Origin of the sequence: Streptomyces albipurpureus (genome assembly GCF_023701525.1) — a bacterium.
Taxonomy (GTDB): domain Bacteria; phylum Actinomycetota; class Actinomycetes; order Streptomycetales; family Streptomycetaceae; genus Streptomyces; species Streptomyces albipurpureus.
Genome location: NZ_JAMQAW010000036.1, coordinates 330,828 through 351,429 on the forward strand (window position 1 = coordinate 330,828; position 20,602 = coordinate 351,429).

Sequence of the window (20,602 nt, forward strand, 5' to 3'; positions counted from 1 at the left end):
GCGGCTCAGTCCGCTGCCTGGTCCTCAACGGCCGGTGGTCAGCGGAAGACCGCGGGCGGTGGCGCGGGGGACGGCTTGGCACTGGCATCGGTGACCGCGGTGGCCCCGCCGGTGAAGTCCATCAGCTCCCGTCCGTGCTCGACACGGCCGGGGTGCGGATCACCCGCGACCCGGCGGGTGAACTCGGCCACCGGCAGCGAAACGCCCGAGGCCAGCAGTACGGCGTTGCCGAAGCGACGGCCTCGGAGCACGGCAGGGTCGGCGGCGAGCGCAAGCTCCGGGAAGACGGCCGCCGCGGTGGCGATCTGGGCGCGCAGATAGGCGAGGGGCGGCCCGTCAGCGAGGTTCGCCGCATAGTGCCCATCGGCGCTGAGCACTCGACGTACCTCGGCGAGGAACTCCACGCTCGTGAGATGCGCGGGCGTCCGGGCTCCGCCGAACACATCGGCGATCACCAGATCCGCCCAACCGTCCGGGACCCTGCCAAGCCCAGCACGGGCGTCGGTGGACCGTACCCGTATGCGAGCACCGGGGTCCAAGGGAAGCTGTTCGCGCACCAGTTGGACCAGCGGGGCATCCAACTCGACGATCTGCTGGGTGGAACGGGGGCGGGTCGCGGCGATGTAGCGCGCCAGGGTGAAAGCCCCGCCACCGAGGTGAACGACCTTGAGCGGACGGCCGGGCGCGGCGGCGAGGTCCGCGATGTGCCCCAGGCGGCGCTGGTACTCAAAGGAGAGATAGGCCGGGTCGTCGAGGTCGGTGTGGGACTGCGGAGCACTGTCGATCAGAAGGGTCCAGGCCCGGGGGCGCTCGGGATCGGGTATGAGCTCGGCCGTCCCACCGTCCACCTTCGCGACGATCGGTTCGGGGCCGCTCCCGCCACCGCGTCGCCGCTTGCTCTTTGCCACCCGACCATTATGGGCGGGTGAGCAGGGCTTTCGCCTGCGGGGGTCCCCGAGCGGCGGGGGGCTTCGCCGGGGGCGCCTCACCGCAGGGGCGCTTCACGACCGGGGGCGCCTCACCGCAGGGGCGCTTCACGACCGGGGGCGCCTCACCGCAGGGGCGCTTCACGACCGGGGGCGCCTCACCGCAGGGGCGCTTCACGACCGGGGGCGCCTCACCGCAGGGGGGACGGGGCGGCCCTTCCCCGCCGAGAGCCGCCCTGTCTTCTACCTGGCCGTCTGGTACGACTGCTCTGCTGACCCGTACGGCCATCTACGGGCGCCATAGACATCTACGGGCATCTACGGGCATCTCTGAGCCTCCTACCGGCCGCTCCGCACGGGCTCCCACCACCGCCTAGCGGCAGCTGTCCGCGGCCTCGATCAGCCGAGCCGCCTCATCCAGCGCTTCCCGAAGGGCCTCAGGGTCCGTGACCTCGTCCGCGTCCCCCGGCGGGAGGAGCCAGCCCGTGCCCCGAACAGGTAGCTCCCTGGGGATACGCGGCCCCCGGCCCGAGGTCCGCGTACAGGAGCTGCCCGGCAGATCCCAGCCGTCCGCCGTACCCGGCGGGACCAGGAACCCCAGGGTGTCGCAGGCGCCGTCGTGGAGGACCGGGCCGACGGCCGGAGCAGCGGTCCGGCGCAGGATGTCCACCGCCTCAAGCCCCTGACGGGCGGGCACGGTCACCAGATCGCAGGGCGTTCCCAGCTGATCGGGCGAGGCCGCGCAGCCGTGCCGGGGCGATCCCGCGGGGGCGGGGGGCGCCCCACACGGGGTGGGATAGGCGGTGGTCACGCAGGGTGCAGCGGCAGTCGTGGCAGGTGTCGCGGGCTTCCGTACGCCGCCGCCGGCGTTGGTCTCCATGCCGACATCCAACATGGGGATTCCCCTCTTCACTCGGCTGAAGACACGGACTGCGCCTCCAAGGAGTTCAACGCCCTCAGGCGTCAAGGGCTACGGCGCCACTCCGCCCAAACGATGGCAGTTCATGGCAGATCGCAGGCGAGTTATCCCTTTTGTAGCCAAACTCAACTCGGACCACTCGTCACAGCGGGTACGTTCTTGGCTCGCCAAGAGCACGGCCGCACGCAAGAGAGGGCTCGGCCATGGCGTCGAGGTCAGGGACATCCGGGGCAGTTCCCAACACCGTCTTCCGACGGCTGAGGGGCCAGCTCTCACCAGGGGAGTTCGCGGCGGCCGTACGCAAGGCCGCTCGGGAGATCGGAGAACAGGTCTCCTGCGACGCGCGCTACATCGGGCGCGTCGAAGCGGGCGAAATCCGCTGCCCGAACTATGCGTACGAACGGGTCTTCCTCCATATGTACCCCGGCCTCACGCTGAAGGACCTGGGGTTCGCAGAACGGGAACGGGTGCGTGGCGGACGGCGGGGAACCAGACCGACAGTCGAACCGGCGCCGGAACGGTCGCAGTCCGGCAGCGAGGTCGACAGTAGGACCGACAGCGTCGGCGACGAGGAGAACGACGTGTTGCGTCGCGCATTCATGACAGGCGGTTCGGCCACCGTGGCGGCCGCGTCCTTCGGACTGGGGGCGGGGCTGGGGCTCGGCCCCGTGCTGCGGTCCGGGAACGAGGCTCAACCCGGCGCCGGGTCCGTACCGCTTCAGCGAAGGGTCGGTGAGCCCGAGGTCGCCGCCCTCGAAGAAGCGGTACGCCGCATCCGGCTCCTCGATGACCGGCACGGGGCGGAAGGGCTCTACCAGCGGGCCGCCCAGCCACTGCGGGCCGCGTACGCCCTCCTCGACGCCGGCATCACCACCCGGCGCGCGACCACCGACCGCCTCCACACGGGAGCCGGTGAACTCGCCCTGTCCGTGGGGTGGCTGGCCCATGACTCCGGCCGCTTCGACGACGCACGCTCCCACTACGCGGAGGCGCTGTCGACCGCGCGAGTCTCCGGAGACCAGGGACTGGAGGCACACGCCTTCTCCAACACGTCCTTCCTGGCCCGCGACGCGGGCCGCTACCGAGAGGCCGTCCGCTCGGCCCAGGCCGGGCTGGGGGCCGCCCGCGGATTAGGGTCGCCGCGGCTCATGGCCCTGCTGGCGCTGCGCGAGGCGGGGGGCTGGGCAGGGCTGGGGGACCGTTCGGAGTGCGCCAGGGCCCTGGGGTGGGCACACGGCCACTTCGCCAGGGGAGCGGCCGACGCGGACCCGGAGTGGATGTCCTTCTTCGGGGAGCCGGAGGTCGAGGCCCTCCAAGCACAGTGCTGGGCAGCCCTGGGCGACTGGCAACGGGCCATCAGCCACGCCCGCCGCGCCTCCTCGCTCCAGGACCGCCGCTTCACCCGCAATCTGGCGCTGTACCGGGCGGAGTTGGCGGCGAACCTCGCTCGTGGGGGTGCCCCGGAGGAAGCGGCGGAGGCGGGTCTGCGCGTGCTGGAACTCCTGGACGGAGTCCAGTCCACGCGCATCGAAGCCACCCTGACCACCACGGCGACGGCGCTACGGGGGCATAGGTCGGCCTCGGGGGTGTCGGAGTTTCTGGGGAGGTATGGGGGTGGGGGTGCGGTTGCCTCCGGGCTTGGGCGCCTGGGCTGAGCGCCCCCGTGTCGGTGTCCTCACCCGGGGTGGGGGTGCTTGTGCTCGGGGGCTTGGGCGCCTGGGGTCGGCGTCCTCGTGATGGGTGTCCTCACCCGGGGTGGAGGGTTCCGTCCTCAAACGCCGGACGGGCTGAGGATGCCCCTTGGCGGGGTGCTTTGTCTGCGTGGGGCTGCTGGTGGTCGAGGCCTTGGGCTTCCTGGCCTGAGGGGTCTTGTGTTGGTGGGGGTTGGGGGGTGCTATCGGGGGTGACTCCTCAGCGTCGACGGCCTGAAGCGACTCCGAGCCGGCATGCGGGTCTTGCCGTCGATCGCTTCCGGGGACACCCCCTGCGCGCCCCCATCCGACACTTGCATCCCCCTGCCCCTGGGTACCTGACCTGTGGAAGAACCAGGGAAACCCCCTGCGCGCACCCATCCGAAACTCGCCTCCCCTCACCCCGGGTCCCTGACCTGTGCAAGAACCAGGGGAAACCCCGGCGCGCACCCATCCGAAACTCGCCTCCCCTGACCCCGGGTCCCTGACCTGTGCAGGAACCAGGGAAACCCCCGGTGCGCAACCACGCCGAGATCTGTATCCCTTCCTCCCCTGGGCACCCGCCCTGCGGGGAACCAAGGAACACCCCTGCGCGCGTCCACGCCCAGGCCCGTTCTCCGTGGCCCCCGGTGGGTGTCCTTCGGAAGGGCTGGGGGTGCCGGCTGGGCGCTCAGGCGTCCGAGGTTCCCGGGGTTGGGGTCTCTTGTCCGGGGGTTGGCTGGTGGGGCCGGGGGTGAGGGGTGCTGGTCGTAGGGGTTTCAGCGGGTCAGGGGGACGCGGTGTTCGGCGAGGTGGGACAGGACGGCGTGGTTGGCTTCCCAGCCGTCCGGGAACTTCACCGTCACCCCCAGCTGAACCGGCTCCGTTGAGGGATGTTCGTCCAGTAGCTCCGCCACCCCAGCGCGGCACACCACGATGCACGCATGCCGGTGGCGTGAGGTCAGCACACACAGCCGCCCCGTCTCCAAGTGGAAGGCGGTCGCGTCCGGGCGGCCCGAGAGCGGGTGGAGTACGACGGTCACATCGAATTCGCGGCCCTGGAGCCGGTTGGCCGTGTCCACGGTCACATCCGTCACGCCCAGCTCGGCGAGAGCGGCTCGTACCGCGGCCGCCTGGTCCCGATGGGCTGTGCCGACCGCCACCCGGTCGGCGGTCACCGGGGCCGGGGTCGCCCCGGCCGTGCCGGTGGCAACGCCGCCGCGGTCCAGGAGTCTGCGGACGACCTGCGCCACCGCCCGTACGGCCTCCGGGTCCGTACGCGGGGTGTGGCGGGCCGGCAGTTCCAGCAGACCCCACCCTGACCAAGCCGCCTCATCGATCACACGATCATGCGCGGAACCGTCCCCGACCACTCCGAAGGACAGCTTCCGGTCCTCCGGTCCCGTACCGCTGCGGAAGGGGGTGTACGGGTAGAAGGCCTGCGAGACCAACGGCGCGGCGGATGCGGGGAGTCGCCAGGACACCGGCAGTCGATGCTGGGGCAGCTCCGGATTGTGCGCGAGGAGGGTCGACACCGCGCTTGCGGAGGGGTCGTACGACAGTCCGGCCCATTGGTCGGCGCCCACGATCGAGAACGGGTCCAACTGCCCCGGGTCGCCCACGAAGAGCGCCCGCTCGAAGAGGCCCGCGACCGCGAGCAGCGCGTCCGAGCGCATTTGGTACGCCTCGTCCACGATGGCGTGCGGCCAAGGCTCGACGTTCTGGACGTGTGCCCACTTCGCCGCCGTGGAGATCACGATGTCCAGGCCGGCGAGGTCGGATGCCTTCGAGGACTTGCGGACGTTCTCCAGACCGTTGAGGGCCTTGTCGTAGGGGTCGGGGTCGTTGCTGTGGAGTCGCCCCACGGGCAGTTCGGGGTCCTTCTCGGCCAGTCGGAGGACAAGATCGTCCACCTGGGCGTTGGTTTGGGCGATCACCATCAACGACCGCCCCACCGCGGCCAACTCCCGTGCGGCGCTGACCACGAGCGTCGATTTCCCGGCACCCGGAGGTGAGTCGACGACGATCCCCCGGTGGGTGCCGTGCAGGGTGTCGGAGAGGATCGCGTCGGTCGCCTTGGCTGCTTCTGCCGCCGGGTCGAAGACGGTCACAGAAGGTCCTCCGGGGTGATGAGGTCGGGGGACTCGGCGTCCGTGCCGGGCGGGCCACCGTGGGTCCAGGGCGTCTCTTCGGGGTCCGGCAGCTTGGGCCCGCCCCGTTGGTCGTGCTCGAACAGGGTCCAGGCGATCCGGTCGCCCTTCTCCGGAACCGATCCCTCAGCAGGGTCCTTGGCGCGGCCCATGCGGTCGGTCAGCCGCAGCACCAGGACGCCATCGGTCTCGTACCGTACGAACTCCGCCGACTGCGGTTTGCCGTCCAGTGAACGGTAGACCTTGGTCCGCTCGCCCAGATGTGGGCGGTCATCGGTGTGGAAGGTGAGGAGGGGCCGGGGTGCGGGACGCTTGGACTCGGACCAGGCCATCACGACGTCGGTCACCTCGCCGATGAACGCCTCCCCGGACAGTCTGCGCCCGGCGAGCACCAGGGGGTCGTCCAGTGCCTCCTGGGCCTCCAGTTGGGCCTGCGCGGTCTCGCGGGAGGCGAGCTTGCGTGCGGCGGTGACGGCGTCATCGCGGCGAGGCTGGGGGGGTTCCCCCGCCCTGACCCGATCGCGGTGAGCGGTGAACGACCAGCGGTCGCGAGTCCAGCGGTCCGCGACCCTGGCGCCCTCCGGGAGCTCACGAGCGAGGTCGATGGCGCGCCACACGGAGTGCCAGGTGGGTTCCATCTGGGTGCGCAGCAGTCGACGGATCTCGCGTTCGGCGATGGCGAGTTCGCCCATCCAGGAGTCGGCCTCATCACCGTCCTGGGCCGCCTGCCAGCGCTGGCGGACCCGGTCGTACGCCTCCACCGCGGGAGCGAGTAGACGGTTGTCGAAGGCGGGGTCGGTGGCCGGTCCGGCGGGCGGACAGACGAGCTGTCCCCGCGGGTCGCGATATGACTCGGCCCGGAGCGCTGCCTGCGCCCCCGACTCGCCCTCTGCGGGGTCGATCCAGGCGAGCAACGCGCCGAGGTGCTGGTCCTCCAGGGAGGATTGCCCGGTCGCCCAGTGCCGGTTGAGGAGATCGGTCGCCGCGAGCAGTAGCGAGGAGCCGGGGACCCGGGCGCGCTCACCGTAGTGGGTCAGCCAGCGGCCGAGGAGTGGGACATGGGGCGGTGCGGGATAGGCCGCGTCAGGGTCCTGCTCGACCGTGCGGCGAAAGCGCATGGACCGGCCCAGGAGTCGGACGAAGTCGATGCCCGCCCGGCCCGGCACGATCAGTTGGGGCGCGTCGGCGCAGAGCTCGACCTCTTCCTTGATCCGCTTGCCCGACTCGGCGTCCGTGGCGTTTCGCTCGACCAGTTCGACGTCGTCGCCGTATGCCTCCAGATAGGGCAGCACGGCATCGGCCAGCTCGGCGAGGAAGGCGAATCGGAGCTCGCGGTCGCGCGGCTGGGCCACCGTGAGCAGCCGTGGCTGCTGACGGTCGGTGCCGATGAGCGCGCCCAAGGGAGCACCGGCCTCACCTGCCGTCGTCAGTGGCACCAGCACCAGGGGGTGCTCGGACAGCTGTCGGTGGCGCACGGTCGCCAGCGGGCTGGCCCGTCCTGACTCGACGGCCTCCAGCCGGGCCAAGGTGGTGATCAGCGACATCCGGCGGCCTCCAGGGCGCCTGCGCGCAGGGCCGCTGCACGGCGCAGCGCGGCTACGGCCGGATCACGCGGGTCACCCGCTTCGCCGCGAGCGGCGGCCAGCACGGCGCTACCGGTCGTCAGGCCGCCCAACTCGCCGCGGAGTGAGCGGCCGAGTGCGCTGATGTCACCGTCGGTGCGGGCGGCGGCCCGACAGTGGAAGGCCATTTCACAGGCGGCGAGGCAGTCGGGGGCGTAGGCGGCCGACACCGAGTCGACGGCTGCCATCAGCTCGTCGCCAGAACGCTCCAGATCGAAGGTCGCTCCCTGCGGGAGGGTGGCGGCGATGTCTTCGACGCGGGTCAGTCGGGAGAGCTGGCGGCGGGTGACCGACAGCTGCTTGCGGACGTCGACGACGGAGGCCGTGGGCAGGTTGGAGAAGTCCTTGGGGCAGACCAGCAGCACGCTCTGGGCGACCTGCGCGCCCTCGGTCCGGGCGGCAACCTGCTCCAGCGCCAGCACGTAGACCGCGGCTTGACGTGCCGCCGCACCCACTTTCGCAGCGTCAGCGGAGGCGTCGATCATCGGGAAGGACTTGATCTCGACGACGGTCCACTGGCCGTCGGGGTGGACTACCACCGCGTCCGGTTCCAGATACGCGGGGGAGCCGGCGACCTCCAGAGCGAGCATGGGATGGTCCAGAAGAGTCCATTCCTTGGCGGTGGTCGCCTCCCGCAGGGCGAGCGCGGTGCGCGCCGCCCGACCGTCGGGACCCGCCGCGGAGAGGTCGGGGAGCTGGAGTCCGGTCGGATCCGCCACCCCCAGCAGCCGCATCAACTCAGCGCCGCCGTCCGATTTCACCCGTGCTTCGAAGGCGTTACCCCGCATAAAGGCGAACTGCGACTGTCCGGACGCCATGGGTGAGCCAAGCGCGGCAGCGAGAGCACCCTTGTCCACCCCGGCGCCATCCAGCAGAGCACGCCGCTTGCACCCGGGGTTGGCCGCGAGTGCGGCGAGAGCCCGGGCATCGAGCGGGCGGGGGCGGGCGGCGGGGCCGCGCAATTCAGCGAGCCGCTGCCGCAGTGCTGTCGTCGGCGTCGGCGGAGGGGGTCCGCTGTCCAGGGATTCGCTCACCCGGCGCAGTCTGGCATCCGCCACCGACAACGGGGGAGCCACCGGGTGCCTCGGCGGCCGGTTGCTGTGAGATGAACCGCTCCCGCACCCGGCTGGCGAACCGCATGGCGGGGCGGGTGAGCAGTGCGCCGACGCCCATCACCGCGGCGCCGGCGACGGCGTCGAGGAAGTAGTGGTTGGCGGTGCCCATCACCACGATGACGGTGATCAGGGGGTAGGCGACGGCAAGCGTCTTCATGAGCGGTGTACGGCCGTATCGCCACAGGAGTACGCCGCACCACAGCGCCCAGCCGACGTGCAGGCTCGGCATGGCGGCGTACTGGTTGGTCAACCCGCCGAGACCTCGGGGGGCGCTGGCCTCGGCACCCCACCAACCGTAGGAGCTGTACTGGGCCATCGTGTCGACGAAGCCATGGCTGGCGTGCAGCAGTCGCGGTGGGCAGGTCGGCATCAGGGTGAAGCCGACCAGACCGAGGAGGGTGGAGAGCATCAGCCAGGTGCGAGCCGCCCGGTAGTGGGCCGGACGACGGCGAAAGAGCCAGATCAGTATGGCGGGGGTGACGAGATAGTGCAGGGAGGCGTAGAGGAAGTCGGCGGGGATGCCGATGGCCGGGACTTCCGTGAAGAGTCGGTTCAGGGGGGTCTCGGCGTCGAGGAAGAGTGCCTTCTCGGCCCGGAGTATCGCCAAGCCGTGGTCGACCGCGGTGTTCACATCACCACGGGCCAGCAGACGGCCGGCCGAGTAGGCGACGTAGACGACGGCGAGCAGTAGTAGTTCGGTCCACCAGCGGGGCCGGTGTCGAGGCACGGCGTACGGCATCCGAGCTTTTCCCCCAAAGATGTTCCGGTGGTCAGCAGCCACCGATCAACCGTACGGCGTATGGGGGCGGCACTCCGTCAGTGGGTCCCCTGCGGGTCCTGACCCTAAGAGGACGCAAAGACCGTCCCCCGGGTTGCCACGAACGGCTTCGGAAAATATCACCGGCGGGCCTTCCACAGCCGCCCCGGGGCCGCTGCGGGATGCCCGTGTTCACCTGGGTGATGATGGAGGACCATCCGGCGTGAACCCCTAGGGAGAGCCACGACATGGCACCGCGCATCCTGCTCGTCCGACACGGCCAGACCGAATGGTCCCTGCTCGGCAGGCACACCGGCAGGACCGACATCCCCCTCATCGAAGAGGGCAAGCGCGGAGCCACGCTGCTCGGTGAACGCCTGCACCAGGCCCCCTGGTCGGGGCTGCCGGACGTGGAGGTGCGCACCAGCCCCCTGGCGCGGGCGGCGGAGACCTGCCAACTGGCCGGGTTCGGGGACCGCGCCACGGAGTGGGACGCGCTGATGGAGTGGGACTACGGGCAGTACGAAGGCCTCACATCGCCGCAGATCGCTGAGATCGGCGGACCTGACTGGGTGATCTGGCGCGATGGCGTACGGGGCGGGGAGACGCTGGCCCAGGTGGCGGCACGAGCGGACGAGATCGTCGAGTGGGCGAAGTCGGCCGATCGCGATGTGCTGCTCTTCGCCCACGGGCACATCCTGCGGGTACTGGTGGCGCGCTGGCTCTCGCTGGAGCCGTCGTTCGCGGGGCGGGTGAAACTGGACCCGGCTTCGGTGTCGGTCCTCGGCTGGGCATACGGGGAGCCCGCGGTGCACCACTGGAACGACATCGCCCACTTGGAGCCCTAACGTTCCTCGTCCCCCATCGGGGGTGCCTCCTTGGCCGGGGCCATGGGTGCGAACAGCTGCCCTACCAGGGAGTGTGCCCCAGGACAGCAAAACCCCAGGGGCAACAAGAACCAGGCTTGGGCGTGGGGGCACACAGGGAGTGCCCCCGGGTTCCTCCCCGATACAGGTACCTAGGGTGGGAGATGTGAGTCTCGGCGCGGGGGCACACAGGGAGTACCCCCGGGTTCCTCCGAGCGGCAGGCACCCAGAGCCAAGGTGACTGAGCATGGGCGTGGGGGCGCGCAGGGGGTGTCCCCGGAAGCGATCGACGGCAAGAGAGCCTCGTCGGCTCGGGGGCGCTTCAGGCCGTCGACGCTGAGGAGTCACCCCCGATAGCACCCCCCGACCACAGCAAACACAAGACCCTCCAGCCCGGGCAACCCAAGACCTCGACCACCAGCAGCCCACGCCAAAACAAGGCACCCCACCAAGGCCCCACCTCAGCCCGTCCGGCGTTTGAGGACGGAACCCTCCACCCCGGGTGAGGACACCCATCACGAGGACGCCGAGCCCAGGCGCCCAAGCCCCCAGGCGCAAGCAACCCCCACCCCCGGTGAGGACAACAGGAACGGGCGCGCCCAGCCCAAGAGCCAAGATCCCGGACCACGGGCAACCCAAGCCGCAACAAGCCCCCTGCCAAGGGGCAACCTCAGCCCGTCCGGCGCTTGAGGACGGAACCCCCCACCCCCGGTGAGAACACCCAACACAAGAGCGCTGAGCCCAACCACCCCATCCAGGCCCCCAGCACCCCCCAACAGGCCCCCCAGGGCCAAACCCAGCGCCCCCTTGCGGCTGCCTGGACAATGGAGGGCGGTCCACAGAGTGCCGGGAGGGTCCCGGGTGAGGAGGCAGTCGCACATGGCGGAAGCGGAATCCCATCAGCGAGCGCGTAAGCCACGGCCCGCGCCGTTGCTCTTCGAGCCTTCCGAGGCTGCCGCTGATCCCGAGCACTTCTTTGCGCTGGAGTCCCTTGAGGACCCCCGTGAGCTGCTCGCTCGCTCCACCGAACTCGCTCTCGCCTTCCGTGTCGCCGCGGACCGTGCCGTCGAGTTCCAGGCGGTTGCCGCGGCGCAGTTGGCCGATCCGCGGAGGTTTGACCGGCTCACCGCACCGGAGATCGCCGACCGTGCCGGGTGGACCGCGGACTATGCGCGGAAGATGATCGAGTTCGGGCAGGGGCTGCTCCGCGATGGCTCTTCGCAGTAGCCCCGGGTAGCCCGATCGGCCTACCCGGGCATATGCCAGGGCGCAAGATACGCCTACCGGGGCCGCCCTGTCCCTGTTTTCGGCAACCCTTCGGAAGCGAGCCATTACCCCCGGTAGAGATAGAGGCATGTGCGCATGGCTTCCCTCGTCTCAGACCACCCCCACCGCTCCGGGCGACCCGAGTGGTGACGGCCGCCCCGAGCCCTTACCCGTACCGGAAGAGGAGTTCGATGCGGCCCCCGAGCCCGGTGCCGGGTGGCTCGCCTCGGCCGGGACGTGTCCGCGGTCCCTGCTCGATCTCTGGGAGTCCCGGCCCACATCGCCCGCGGTACTTCCCTGCGGCACGATCTTTGACATCGTCAACGCTCCGGCGGTCTTCGGCCGGCGAATGCTGGATCGGCTCGCCGAGGAGGGGCCGGGATCCGGTCCCGTCGCCATGTACCGCGGGCGAGCGTTGATCTTCGCCGCGGTGGGCACGGCGGCCCGGCTGCCCGCCCTGCTCGGGTGGGAGGAGTGGGGGGAGCACGTCCCACCGCTGCTGTGTCACGGCACGGGCGACGCGGTGACGGTGCCTCCGCTGGCCCCCGTCGAGCCGCCCGTACGCGGATCGCACTGGCTGGTCGCCCCCGACACCCGGCATCCCTGGCTGCCGGGCCCCGAGGTGCTGCTGTGGGCCAGCGTGCGGGCGGCCCGTGCCGCTGCCGCGCCTGGCGTGCGGTTACCGATTTTTCCCCGCCCCAATCCGGATGCTAAGGTCTACGACGTCAGCAGGCGCCGCTAGCTCAGTTGGTTAGAGCAGCTGACTCTTAATCAGCGGGTCCGGGGTTCGAGTCCCTGGCGGCGCACAGACACGGAAAGCCCCTCGCGTCAGCGGGGGGCTTTTCTGTGGGGTCGGCGAAGTTCCTCCGCTAGCTCGTTGTGATCTTGACCGTCCACGCCCCTGAGGCCGAACGGTCCGCCACCTCCACCCGGGTGCCGCCTCCTGGCACGGTGAAGGTCTCCCCCACGCCCAGGGGGGCGTCCGCCAGCTCCGGATACACCGATCGGTCCCAGCACGCCTCGCTGCGGGGATGGGTGTCCACCACCTCGATGGGCCCGCCGCCGGACACCGCGTCCGCCCGGACCCGGTAGAGCAGCACTCCCTCGGTGCAGAGCGTCTTGTCGTTGCCCGTCGCGCCGCGCGCCTCGATGGCGAGGGCGGTACTCGGGCCGGTCCGTACGACCGCGAGCCGGGTGCCCAGGCTTCCTCCGGGCGCGGGCGCCCCCATGGACTCCAGGGAGATCAGTTCGGGCCTGGTGATGCACCGCACAGCTCGCCCGGGGAGCCACCCCAGCTTCCATTTGTGCCAGCCGAAGAGGTCGGGGGCCATCCCGAACTGACTGCCCATGACGTCCCAGTCCCCGACATAGGTGTCCCAGTCCCCCTTGCCGTCGGTGGGACGGTGGTAGAGGTCGGGCAGGTCAAAGACGTGTCCGGTCTCATGGGCGAGCACATTGCGGTCGGGCGGATGGCGCTCGAAGACGGTGACCACGCGCCGGACCTGGCTTCCGTCAATGCTCATGGGCCGGTCGAGATTGACGACCTTGGTGGCGTCGGAATCGACTCCCGGGGCTTCCGGGTCGGCGACGAGATAGACGATGTCATAGGCGGAGAAGTCCACCGTCGAGTCGGCGGCGGAGAGTGCCTCCCGCAGATAGGCGCCGCGTTTCTCGGGGGCCCAGTCCCGACTTATTCCATAGGCGGTCGAGGGCCTGGGCATCCGTACCCAGGTTCGCTGGGGGTGGGCTCGCAGCGAGAACTGTCCGTACGAGGCCCTGGCGAAGAATCTGCTGGTGGCGGGGAAGTGGTCGGCGGCGAGTTCGGCCGGTTCGTACTTGGGTGTGGCGTCCGGGAAGGAGAGGAAGACCATGACCGCGTCGAGCACGTCCCTCGGGCGCGGATAGGCGGCGTTCCAACTGTCGAGGCCCAGGGAGTGGTGGGCTTGGGTCCGTGGCAGCGCGCAGGAGGCCGAGGAGGTCTTGGCGACCGCGGGGCCGGCGACCAGGGAGGTGGCGGCGAGCGCCATCAGGGAGGTGAGGGCGGCGGCGGCACTGCGCAGCCGGCCGCGTTCGCCTCCTTCCGCGCCACGGGGGCGGTCGGACCCGCCGTTGCCGCCGAAGCCGCCTCCCGCTCCCCCGTCAGCACCCGCACCGGAGTTGCCCGTACCGCCGTTCGGATCGGACTGATGGGACAGATCGGATGAATCGGATAGTTCGGTGCTCCCGGCTGGGCCGGGCCGGCTGGACTCCCCGTTGGGGAACGGCCCCGAGCGGTTGCCCGCGCGCCATCGGAAAGTGGCGCGAGAACGCCCCGGGTCCTGCCCTCTCACCGCCCCCGCGCCACGCGGAAGGTCGCCTTCCACTCCCCCGGGTGTTCCCGCGGGTGACTGCTGACCCTCCACGTAGACCTCCGACCACGGCAAATGGGAGACACCTCAACACCTTGTCGGGGTTTTCCGGTGTACGTCCTGTTCCGCTGCCCCACTCGGGTGACCAGCCCGGCATTGGGTCGGCGACCGGCCCAAAACCTCCTGGAGATCGTCTGGAGGCGGCCAAGACACACCCGGGCACGATCGCCGCTAGGAGAGATCACGGAACGTCACATTTGATCAGCCGCAGATCAGGCCTGGTACACAGCTGTGCAGAAACGATCGGCCGCGACCCTTGAGGGTGGCTCACCCCAGTGGCGGAGCTGGAACGGCCCAGGGGACTGCCCCTATGATCGGCAGACTTTCCCGATCTCTTTTCCCAAGCCTGAGCGCCATTTCGACCTTCATACGACCTGTTGGTCGGCCTTCCCGACCACATCTGTACGCCTCTGGACGACACAACTGCACTGCGGGAGTGAGCGGTGAGCGGAACCTCCGAAGGAACAGGGCGCAGCGGAGCCACGGCCCCCGGCAGGACCGAGCCGCAGATCACGGAGTGTCACCAAACCTCCGTCCCCGAGCTGCGTGAGTACCGGGCCGCGTTCGACGCCGCACAGCTCGCCATGGCGCTCGTCGATCGCCACGGTCTGGTGCTCAACGCCAATGGCGCCCTCGCCGCGCTCTTCGGCACCACGCCCGCGGCGCTGCTCGGGCGGGCCGTGGACGACCTCGCCAAGCTCTCCACCGATCGGCGCATTCGCCATGCGTACCGCGAGGTGCTCCACGGCCGGCGCTCCCGCTTCCGCTGTACGCGCCGGCTCAAGCACCCCGACGGCGGGACCCTCTGGACGGAGATCACCATCGCCCCCGTCTCCGGGAGCCGCCGTCTGCTGCTCTCGGTGGCGGACATCAGCGACCGCCGTGAGCTACGGGCCCGGCTGCGGCATCTCCAGATGCATGACGCGGTGACCCGGCTGCCCAACCGGACGCTGTTCTTCGAGCGGCTGACGGCCGCGCTCGACTCATCGGCGTACGACGACGGCTCCACCGGCCGGATCGGGCTCTGCTATCTGGACCTGGACGGTTTCAAGGCCGTCAACGACACGCTGGGGCACCGGGTCGGAGACCGGCTGCTCGCCGCGGTCGCCGGACGGCTCACCGAGTGCGCGGAGAACGACGGCTACACCCATGGCGGCGGCCATCTGGTGGCCCGGCTCGGGGGTGACGAGTTCGCGATCCTGGTCGAGGACTCGCTCGGTACGGAGCAGCTCGGCGATCTGGCCCGGTCCGTACTGGCCGCGCTCCAGCGGCCGTTCGACCTCGATGGCCAGCGGCTGTCGGTCTCGGCTTCGATCGGAGTGGTGGAACGCTCGGTCGTCGGGACCACCGCCACGGGATTGATGCAGGCCGCGGACACCACGTTGTACTGGGCCAAGGCGGACGGGAAGGCGCGCTGGACCCTCTTCGACCCCGAGCGCAACGCACACCAGGTGACCCGCCAAGCACTGTCGTCCACCCTGCGGCCCGCGGTGGAGCGGGGTGAGTTCACCCTGGAGTACCAGCCGCTGGTGGGGCTCTCGGACGGGGTGACGCGAGGGGTGGAGGCGCTGGTGCGCTGGAACCACCCGCAGTTCGGGATGCTGGCGCCGAATCGGTTCATCGGAATTGCGGAGGAGGACGGCTCCATCGTGCAGCTGGGCCGCTGGGTGCTGCGTACGGCGTGCCACCAGGCCCGGCGGTGGCAGTGTGATCACCCCGGGGCCGATCCGTTGTTCGTGAGCGTCAATGTCGCCGTGCGCCAGGTCTGGGACTCGGATCTGGTGGCCGATGTGGCGGAGATCCTGGCCGAGACGGCGCTGGCGCCCGGGTTGCTGCAACTGGAGCTGACGGAGTCCGCGGTGATGGGTTCGGCGGGGCGACCGCTCCAGGCGCTTCAGGCGCTGAGCGATATGGGAGTGCAGATCGCGATCGACGACTTCGGCACCGGGTACTCGAATCTGGCCTACCTCAGCCGGCTGCCGGTGTCCGCGCTCAAGCTCGACGGGGCGTTCGTCCGGGGGTTCCAGGACGAGGCGCATCCCAACCCGGCGGACGAGATGATCGTCGAGGCCCTGGCCCAGCTCGCCCATCGGCTGGGGCTGACGGTCACGGCGGAGTGTGTGGAGACCTCGGGGCAGGCTGATCGGCTGCGCAGGATCGGCTGCGATCTGGGGCAGGGTTGGCTGTACTCGCGGGCGGTGCCGGCGGACCGTATCGCCCGGATGATCAGCGGGGGATCGCTGTCGGCGTGATGCCCGACCGCGCTGGCTGTCCATCGCGGCCCGGACAGCGGCAGAGGGCGTCACGGGGAAATGGATACCGCCCCCGGCCGGAGGTGAACCTCCGGGCGGGGGCGGTGTTGTGGGGGGACTCGCAGCGGTCTCGTTCTCGGATCTGTTGTGTGGGGGGCAGATCCGAGGTGCTCGATTCAGCTCTTGTGAGCCCTATTCAGTTGGCCTGGATGATCCGTGGTTCAGCAGGCGCCCTGGTCGCGCCAGACGCCCCACTCACCGGTGGTGCCGGGCTCTTCGCCCTGGTTCCACCAGCCGGCCTTCCAACTGCGGCCCTTGTGGGAGACGAGCGCGCCGGCGTTGTAGGTACCGCTGGCGCTCCACGGGGCCGCCGTGCAGGTGCCGGGAGACGGCGTGCCAGGCGAGGGGCTGTTCGACACCGGGACTGAGGGAGACGGGGTGCCGGGGTTCGGGCTGTGGGGGGTTGCGCCCACCGCGGCGACAATGTCGTTCAGCAGGGTGGTGTTGGCGTCGAGGCCAAGGAGCGAGTAGAGCATCGAGCCACCGAGACCGCGGCTGCGGCCGTAGTCGGCACGGGCCTGGATGGTCCGCTTGTCGAGGCCGGTGAAGAACTCGCCGTCCTTGTAGAAGTACGCGGACTGCGCCTCGGCGTCCCAGAACGTCGTCGCCGGGTTGTCGACGATGCCCGCGAGCTCCTTGTACTGCGCGATACCCGCCTGCTGGCTCAGCGGACGAGGAGCGCTGCCACCGGTCGCGATCTGGCCGAGGCCGTTCTTGGCACCGGCCGGAACGCCCTTCCAGCCGCGGTAGTACAGCTCATAGCCCAGGGTGAGCTTGTTCGCCGGGAAGCCGCCCGCGATGCCGTAGGCGGGGTTTCCGTCGAGCCATGCGTCGACCGTGTTCTTGATCGAGTACTTCTGGTTGCCGGGCGCGATCGGGTCGGTCGGGTCCGACGCGGGCGAGGTCAGCGGCGACTGGTGGTACGTCGGCCCGTTGCCCGCCCAGGAGCCGTGCATGTCGTACGTCATGATGTTCGCGTAGTCGAGGTACGCGCCCACCTTGTCCGTCTCGATGTGCTTGATCTTGTCCTGGCCGGCCGGCATGGCGGCGGTCAGCAGGTACTTCTTGCCGCCGTTGGCCGCGCCGTGTGCGTCGAGCTGCTTGCGGAACTCGGCGAGAAGCAGGGTGAAGTTGGCCTTGTCCTCGGGACCGTAGTTGTTCCCGAGGTGACCGGTGTTGGTGCCCGGGTACTCCCAGTCGATGTCGATGCCGTCGAAGATCCCGGCTGCGGTACCGGGACCGCCGAAGCCCTCCGAGACCGGCAGGTCGCCCTTGATGTACTGGTTGATACAGGACGTCACCAGCTTCTTACGGCTGGCGTCGGTCTTGGCAGCGTCGTGGAAGTACTTGGAGTACGTCCAGCCACCGAGCGAGATGTTCAGCTTGAGGTGCGGGTACTTCGCCTTCAGCTCCTTGAACTGGTTGAAGGCACCCGCGATGGGCTGGTCCCAACGGTCGGCCACACCATCGACGCTGTCAGCCGCGCTGAAGGTCTTGGTGTAGTCGGCGAAGGAGTCGCCCGCGCCGTCACCGGCGTTGGGGTTGTTGTCGTCCCCGGCGGCCTTGTTCGCCATGAAGCAGGTGTGGTCGGTCTGGTGGATATTGCCGAACGAGTAGTTGATGATGTCCAGCTTGCCCGCGATGCCGCGGGTGTCCAGGTGCTTGGGGAAGAAGGCGTTGCCGTACACGCTCCACTGGTCGTAGTACGCGATCTTGACTCCGCCGGTGGGGGCAGCGGAGGCGGGAGCGGTCGCGTTGGCCGTGCCGGTGACGGCGAAGCCCGCCGCGACGCCCGCGGCAACAGCCGCAGTCGTCAGGGCCGCGATCAAGGGTTTACGGGAGCGCACTAACAGCCTCCGGTAGTGGGGGGATCGGTGGTACTGGCATAGAGATAGCGATTCAGCCATGCCCGCGTCAATGGTCTCGACCAAATGAGGACTAGACCAATCTCAGCGAAAAACCGCTAGTCAGAGCCGTGCGGGACCAAGGAAAGCCCCTTGCCACCGCTGGTGACAAGGGGCTTAAGGACCGGATAAGGGTGCTTTGAAGAAAGCATAAAGACGGTTCGGATCTGAACCAGTTCGCGAGGCTACTGACCAGTCATCTCATAAGTATCGGCGATGAGTTCGTACGAGCGGAGCCGATGCTCGCCGCCGTGCGCGTTCGCGGTGATCATCAGCTCATCGGCTCCGGTGCGCTTCTGGAGCGCGTCGAGGCCCGCGCGCACCGCGTCAGGGGTGCCGTGGACGACGTTGGACAGCCAGCCTTCCGTGAACTCCCGCTCCAACGGAGTGAAGGAGTACGCCTCGGCCTCCTCGGGCGTCGGAATGAGGCCCGGGCGACCGGTGCGCAACCGCAGCATCGACAGCGCACCCGTCAGCACCTGCCGGCGCGCCTCGCGCTCCTCATCGGCGGCCAGCGCCGCCACACCGATCACTGCGTACGGGGAGTCCAGGGCCACGGACGGCCGGAAGGACTCGCGGTAGAGGTCGAGCGCCGGGACCGTGTTCTGCGCCGAGAAGTGATGGGCGAAGGCGAAGGGCATCCCCAGCACCCCGGCGAGCCGGGCGCTGAAGCCGGAAGAGCCGAGCAGCCAGATGGGCGGGCGGCCCGCGGGGCCCTGGACCGGCCCGGGCACGGCATGGATACGGGCGTAGGGGTGGCCGTCGGGGAAGTCGTCGTCAAGGAAACGGGTCAGCTCGGCGAGCTGCTGGGGGAAGTCCTCCGCCCCCTCTCCCCTGGCCTCCGCGGACCCTCCCGGCCGGTCGGTGCGCCGCAGCGCTGCGGCGGTCGCACCATCGGTCCCCGGGGCACGACCGAGACCGAGATCGACCCGGCCCGGGGCCAGCGCCTCCAGCGTGCCGAACTGCTCGGCGATCACCAGCGGTGCGTGATTGGGGAGCATCACACCGCCGGAGCCAAGGCGGATGCGCCGGGTGTGGGCGGCGAGGTGGGCCAGGATGACGGCCGGGGAAGAGGACGCGACACCCGGCATGGAGTGGTGCTCCGCGACCCAGTGGCGGTGGTAACCGCGCGCCTCGGCGAGTTGGGCGAGCCGCACGCTGGTGCGCAGGGCTTCGACCGCGGTGCTGCCTTGGCCGACGGTCACGAGGTCAAGCACGGAGAGCGGTACGGGTGCGGTGCCGCGCGCGGTGCCCCGAACGGGGTCCCCCTGGGCTCCGCTTCCGTCCCCTGACATCAGGTCGTCCACTGAAAATGTCCTCCCGCGCATGAGGCAACGTACAGCCCCAGTCAACAGGAGGGTGACTCCACTTTATTCCCGGGTGATGGGATTCCCGGGCGGCATGAGGTTCCAGGGTGCGATGGGACTTCCCGCGTGAGGGGATTCCCCTGCGATGGGCCGGAGCTGGGTACGGGCGGTACGGGGCAGCGCACGGGGGTTCAGAGCGCGGCTGAGAACGACCTCCCAGCTCTCGGGGTTCTCGGGGTTCTCGGGGTTCTCGGGCCGCCCCCTCCTTGACAACTGCCCTACGCACAGCCGCAGTGCCCGCGCCCCTCACACGACTGTCGTGCACTCCGTCGTACGAACCGAATCCCCCAGGCCTGGGCAGACCGCCTGGTCCTACCGGGCAGGGCTCGGCGCACAAGGACGCGGAGCACCCCGAGTGGCCCGGTAGGCGGACGCGGTCAGGGGGAGCGGTCCGCAGCCGCTGAGGGCGGCGGCCCGTGGGACAGGCGGTCGCCCGCGCTCAGCGCTCACCGTTCAGATGATCGGCTTCACGGCCGTCCCGGGCGAAGAGCCTGCCCACATTGAGCGCCCAGGTCCTACGGTCCGCCAACCGCAGCCCCTCCCAGACCGTCACCTGGGTCGCCGTGAGGACCGGTTTGCCCAGGGCATCCTCCAGTTCGGGCAGATAGGCCACCGTGTGCAGTGCGGTGTCCGGCAGCAGCACCACATCCGCCTGCGGATGATCACCGGCCCGGGCCAGCGCCAGCACCTCCGACTCCTCCCAGCCGGCCACCTCCGCGGGCGTCGCACCCCTGGCATGGGTCGCGGCCACATCGACGCCCGCCGCTCGGAGGAACCCGGTGAAGCGGTCCGCCTTGTCCTGCGGATAGGTGGCGGCAACCGCGACCCGGGCGGCGCCCAGTTTCCGTACCGCGTGCACAAAGCCGAAGGACGTACTGGACGCCGGTAGCCCCGCGGCCTTGGCCAGTTCGCGAATCTGCCGGTGGGCACCCTCCCAGCCGTAGTCGAAGCTGCCACTGGTGCTCGCCCAGACCACGGACTCGGCGCCCCCGAGCCGTAGCTCGGCCGAGTCGGCCTCCGATGGTTCAGCCGAACCGGTGTGGACGACGGGCATTCTGATGTCGCTGTCGAGCAGCACCTCCAGCCGGGGGTAGTCCTCCTCGGCGGAATGCCCGGGGATCAGTAGTCCGACCGTGGTCATAGAGAACCTTCCTTTGGGTTATCTCCTGGTGAGTGCTGTGTCGCCTATCCAGCTTCTCGGGTACCACTCCGGCTTGCCGGGTACCACTCCGGAGCGCATTCAATGCGTCATGGACAACGGTTAAGGCGTATAACCGTTCCCGCACCTGGTCAGGGGAGAATGCGGATACGTTCCTCGCG

At 69.9% G+C, this 20,602-nt stretch carries 15 protein-coding genes and 1 tRNA gene; 6 read left to right on the forward strand and 10 right to left on the reverse strand.

What is annotated here, in order from left to right:
• Positions 1 to 38 precede the first annotated feature (38 nt).
• Together NBG84_RS28485 and NBG84_RS28490 are read right to left on the reverse strand one after the other, a co-directional pair.
• Positions 39 to 908, reverse strand: a complete 870-nt coding sequence (locus NBG84_RS28485; protein WP_250922488.1) for a spermidine synthase — start codon at positions 906 to 908, stop codon at positions 39 to 41.
• Positions 909 to 1,299: 391 nt separating this feature from the next.
• Positions 1,300 to 1,821 (reverse strand): hypothetical protein, encoded by a 522-nt coding sequence (locus NBG84_RS28490; RefSeq protein WP_250922489.1) that lies wholly within the window; start codon positions 1,819 to 1,821, stop codon positions 1,300 to 1,302.
• A gap of 227 nt (positions 1,822 to 2,048) precedes the next feature.
• Between NBG84_RS28490 and NBG84_RS28495 the strand changes: the two genes are divergently transcribed.
• Entirely contained in the window at positions 2,049 to 3,500 is a 1,452-nt protein-coding gene (locus NBG84_RS28495; protein WP_250922490.1) for an NsdA family TPR-like regulatory protein, read from the forward strand.
• Between the two features lie 794 nt (positions 3,501 to 4,294).
• Here NBG84_RS28495 and NBG84_RS28500 read toward each other — a convergent pair.
• From NBG84_RS28500 to NBG84_RS28515, 4 genes are read right to left on the reverse strand one after another with little or no spacing between them, the layout of a single operon-like run.
• The gene (locus NBG84_RS28500; RefSeq protein ID WP_250922491.1) at positions 4,295 to 5,626 is read right to left on the reverse strand and encodes an AAA domain-containing protein; all 1,332 of its coding nucleotides are present in this window, start codon (positions 5,624 to 5,626) and stop codon (positions 4,295 to 4,297) included.
• Positions 5,623 to 7,209, reverse strand: coding sequence for a hypothetical protein (locus NBG84_RS28505; protein ID WP_250922492.1), 1,587 nt, complete (start codon positions 7,207 to 7,209; stop codon positions 5,623 to 5,625). Before NBG84_RS28505 ends, NBG84_RS28500 begins: the two co-directional genes overlap by 4 nt.
• Positions 7,200 to 8,321, reverse strand: coding sequence for a hypothetical protein (locus NBG84_RS28510; protein WP_250922493.1), 1,122 nt, complete (start codon positions 8,319 to 8,321; stop codon positions 7,200 to 7,202). The genes NBG84_RS28505 and NBG84_RS28510 overlap by 10 nt, the downstream gene beginning before the upstream one ends.
• The gene (locus NBG84_RS28515) at positions 8,251 to 9,141 is read right to left on the reverse strand and encodes a phosphatase PAP2 family protein (RefSeq protein WP_250922648.1); all 891 of its coding nucleotides are present in this window, start codon (positions 9,139 to 9,141) and stop codon (positions 8,251 to 8,253) included. Before NBG84_RS28515 ends, NBG84_RS28510 begins: the two co-directional genes overlap by 71 nt.
• Before the next feature lie 266 nt (positions 9,142 to 9,407).
• Between NBG84_RS28515 and NBG84_RS28520 the strand changes: the two genes are divergently transcribed.
• From NBG84_RS28520 to NBG84_RS28535, 4 genes are all read left to right on the forward strand, one after another.
• Positions 9,408 to 10,007, forward strand: coding sequence for a histidine phosphatase family protein (locus tag NBG84_RS28520; protein ID WP_250922494.1), 600 nt, complete (start codon positions 9,408 to 9,410; stop codon positions 10,005 to 10,007).
• An 897-nt stretch (positions 10,008 to 10,904) separates the two neighbouring features.
• Positions 10,905 to 11,252, forward strand: a complete 348-nt coding sequence (locus NBG84_RS28525; RefSeq protein ID WP_250922495.1) for a hypothetical protein — start codon at positions 10,905 to 10,907, stop codon at positions 11,250 to 11,252.
• A 127-nt stretch (positions 11,253 to 11,379) separates the two neighbouring features.
• Positions 11,380 to 12,033: a hypothetical protein gene (locus NBG84_RS28530; RefSeq protein WP_250922496.1), complete on the forward strand. Its 654-nt coding sequence runs from the start codon at positions 11,380 to 11,382 to the stop codon at positions 12,031 to 12,033.
• Positions 12,024 to 12,097, forward strand: a tRNA-Lys gene (locus NBG84_RS28535). Before NBG84_RS28530 ends, NBG84_RS28535 begins: the two co-directional genes overlap by 10 nt.
• Before the next feature lie 63 nt (positions 12,098 to 12,160).
• Here NBG84_RS28535 and NBG84_RS28540 read toward each other — a convergent pair.
• Positions 12,161 to 13,351: a M6 family metalloprotease domain-containing protein gene (locus NBG84_RS28540; RefSeq protein ID WP_250922649.1), complete on the reverse strand. Its 1,191-nt coding sequence runs from the start codon at positions 13,349 to 13,351 to the stop codon at positions 12,161 to 12,163.
• A 791-nt stretch (positions 13,352 to 14,142) separates the two neighbouring features.
• Here NBG84_RS28540 and NBG84_RS28545 point away from each other — a divergent pair.
• Entirely contained in the window at positions 14,143 to 15,951 is a 1,809-nt protein-coding gene (locus tag NBG84_RS28545) for a putative bifunctional diguanylate cyclase/phosphodiesterase (protein WP_250922497.1), read from the forward strand.
• Positions 15,952 to 16,172: 221 nt separating this feature from the next.
• On the opposite strand, the gene NBG84_RS28550 is transcribed toward NBG84_RS28545, so the two are convergent.
• The 3 genes from NBG84_RS28550 to NBG84_RS28560 all read right to left on the reverse strand — a co-directional run bounded on the left by NBG84_RS28550 (position 16,173) and on the right by NBG84_RS28560 (position 20,423).
• On the reverse strand, positions 16,173 to 17,858 hold the full coding sequence (locus tag NBG84_RS28550) for a glycosyl hydrolase family 18 protein (protein WP_250922498.1): 1,686 nt from the start codon (positions 17,856 to 17,858) through the stop codon (positions 16,173 to 16,175).
• A gap of 242 nt (positions 17,859 to 18,100) precedes the next feature.
• Positions 18,101 to 19,210 carry an LLM class flavin-dependent oxidoreductase gene (locus tag NBG84_RS28555; RefSeq protein ID WP_250922650.1) on the reverse strand — a complete coding sequence of 370 codons (1,110 nt, stop codon included), beginning with the start codon at positions 19,208 to 19,210 and terminating at the stop codon, positions 18,101 to 18,103.
• A 511-nt stretch (positions 19,211 to 19,721) separates the two neighbouring features.
• Positions 19,722 to 20,423: a maleate cis-trans isomerase family protein gene (locus tag NBG84_RS28560; protein WP_250922499.1), complete on the reverse strand. Its 702-nt coding sequence runs from the start codon at positions 20,421 to 20,423 to the stop codon at positions 19,722 to 19,724.
• Positions 20,424 to 20,602 lie beyond the last annotated feature (179 nt).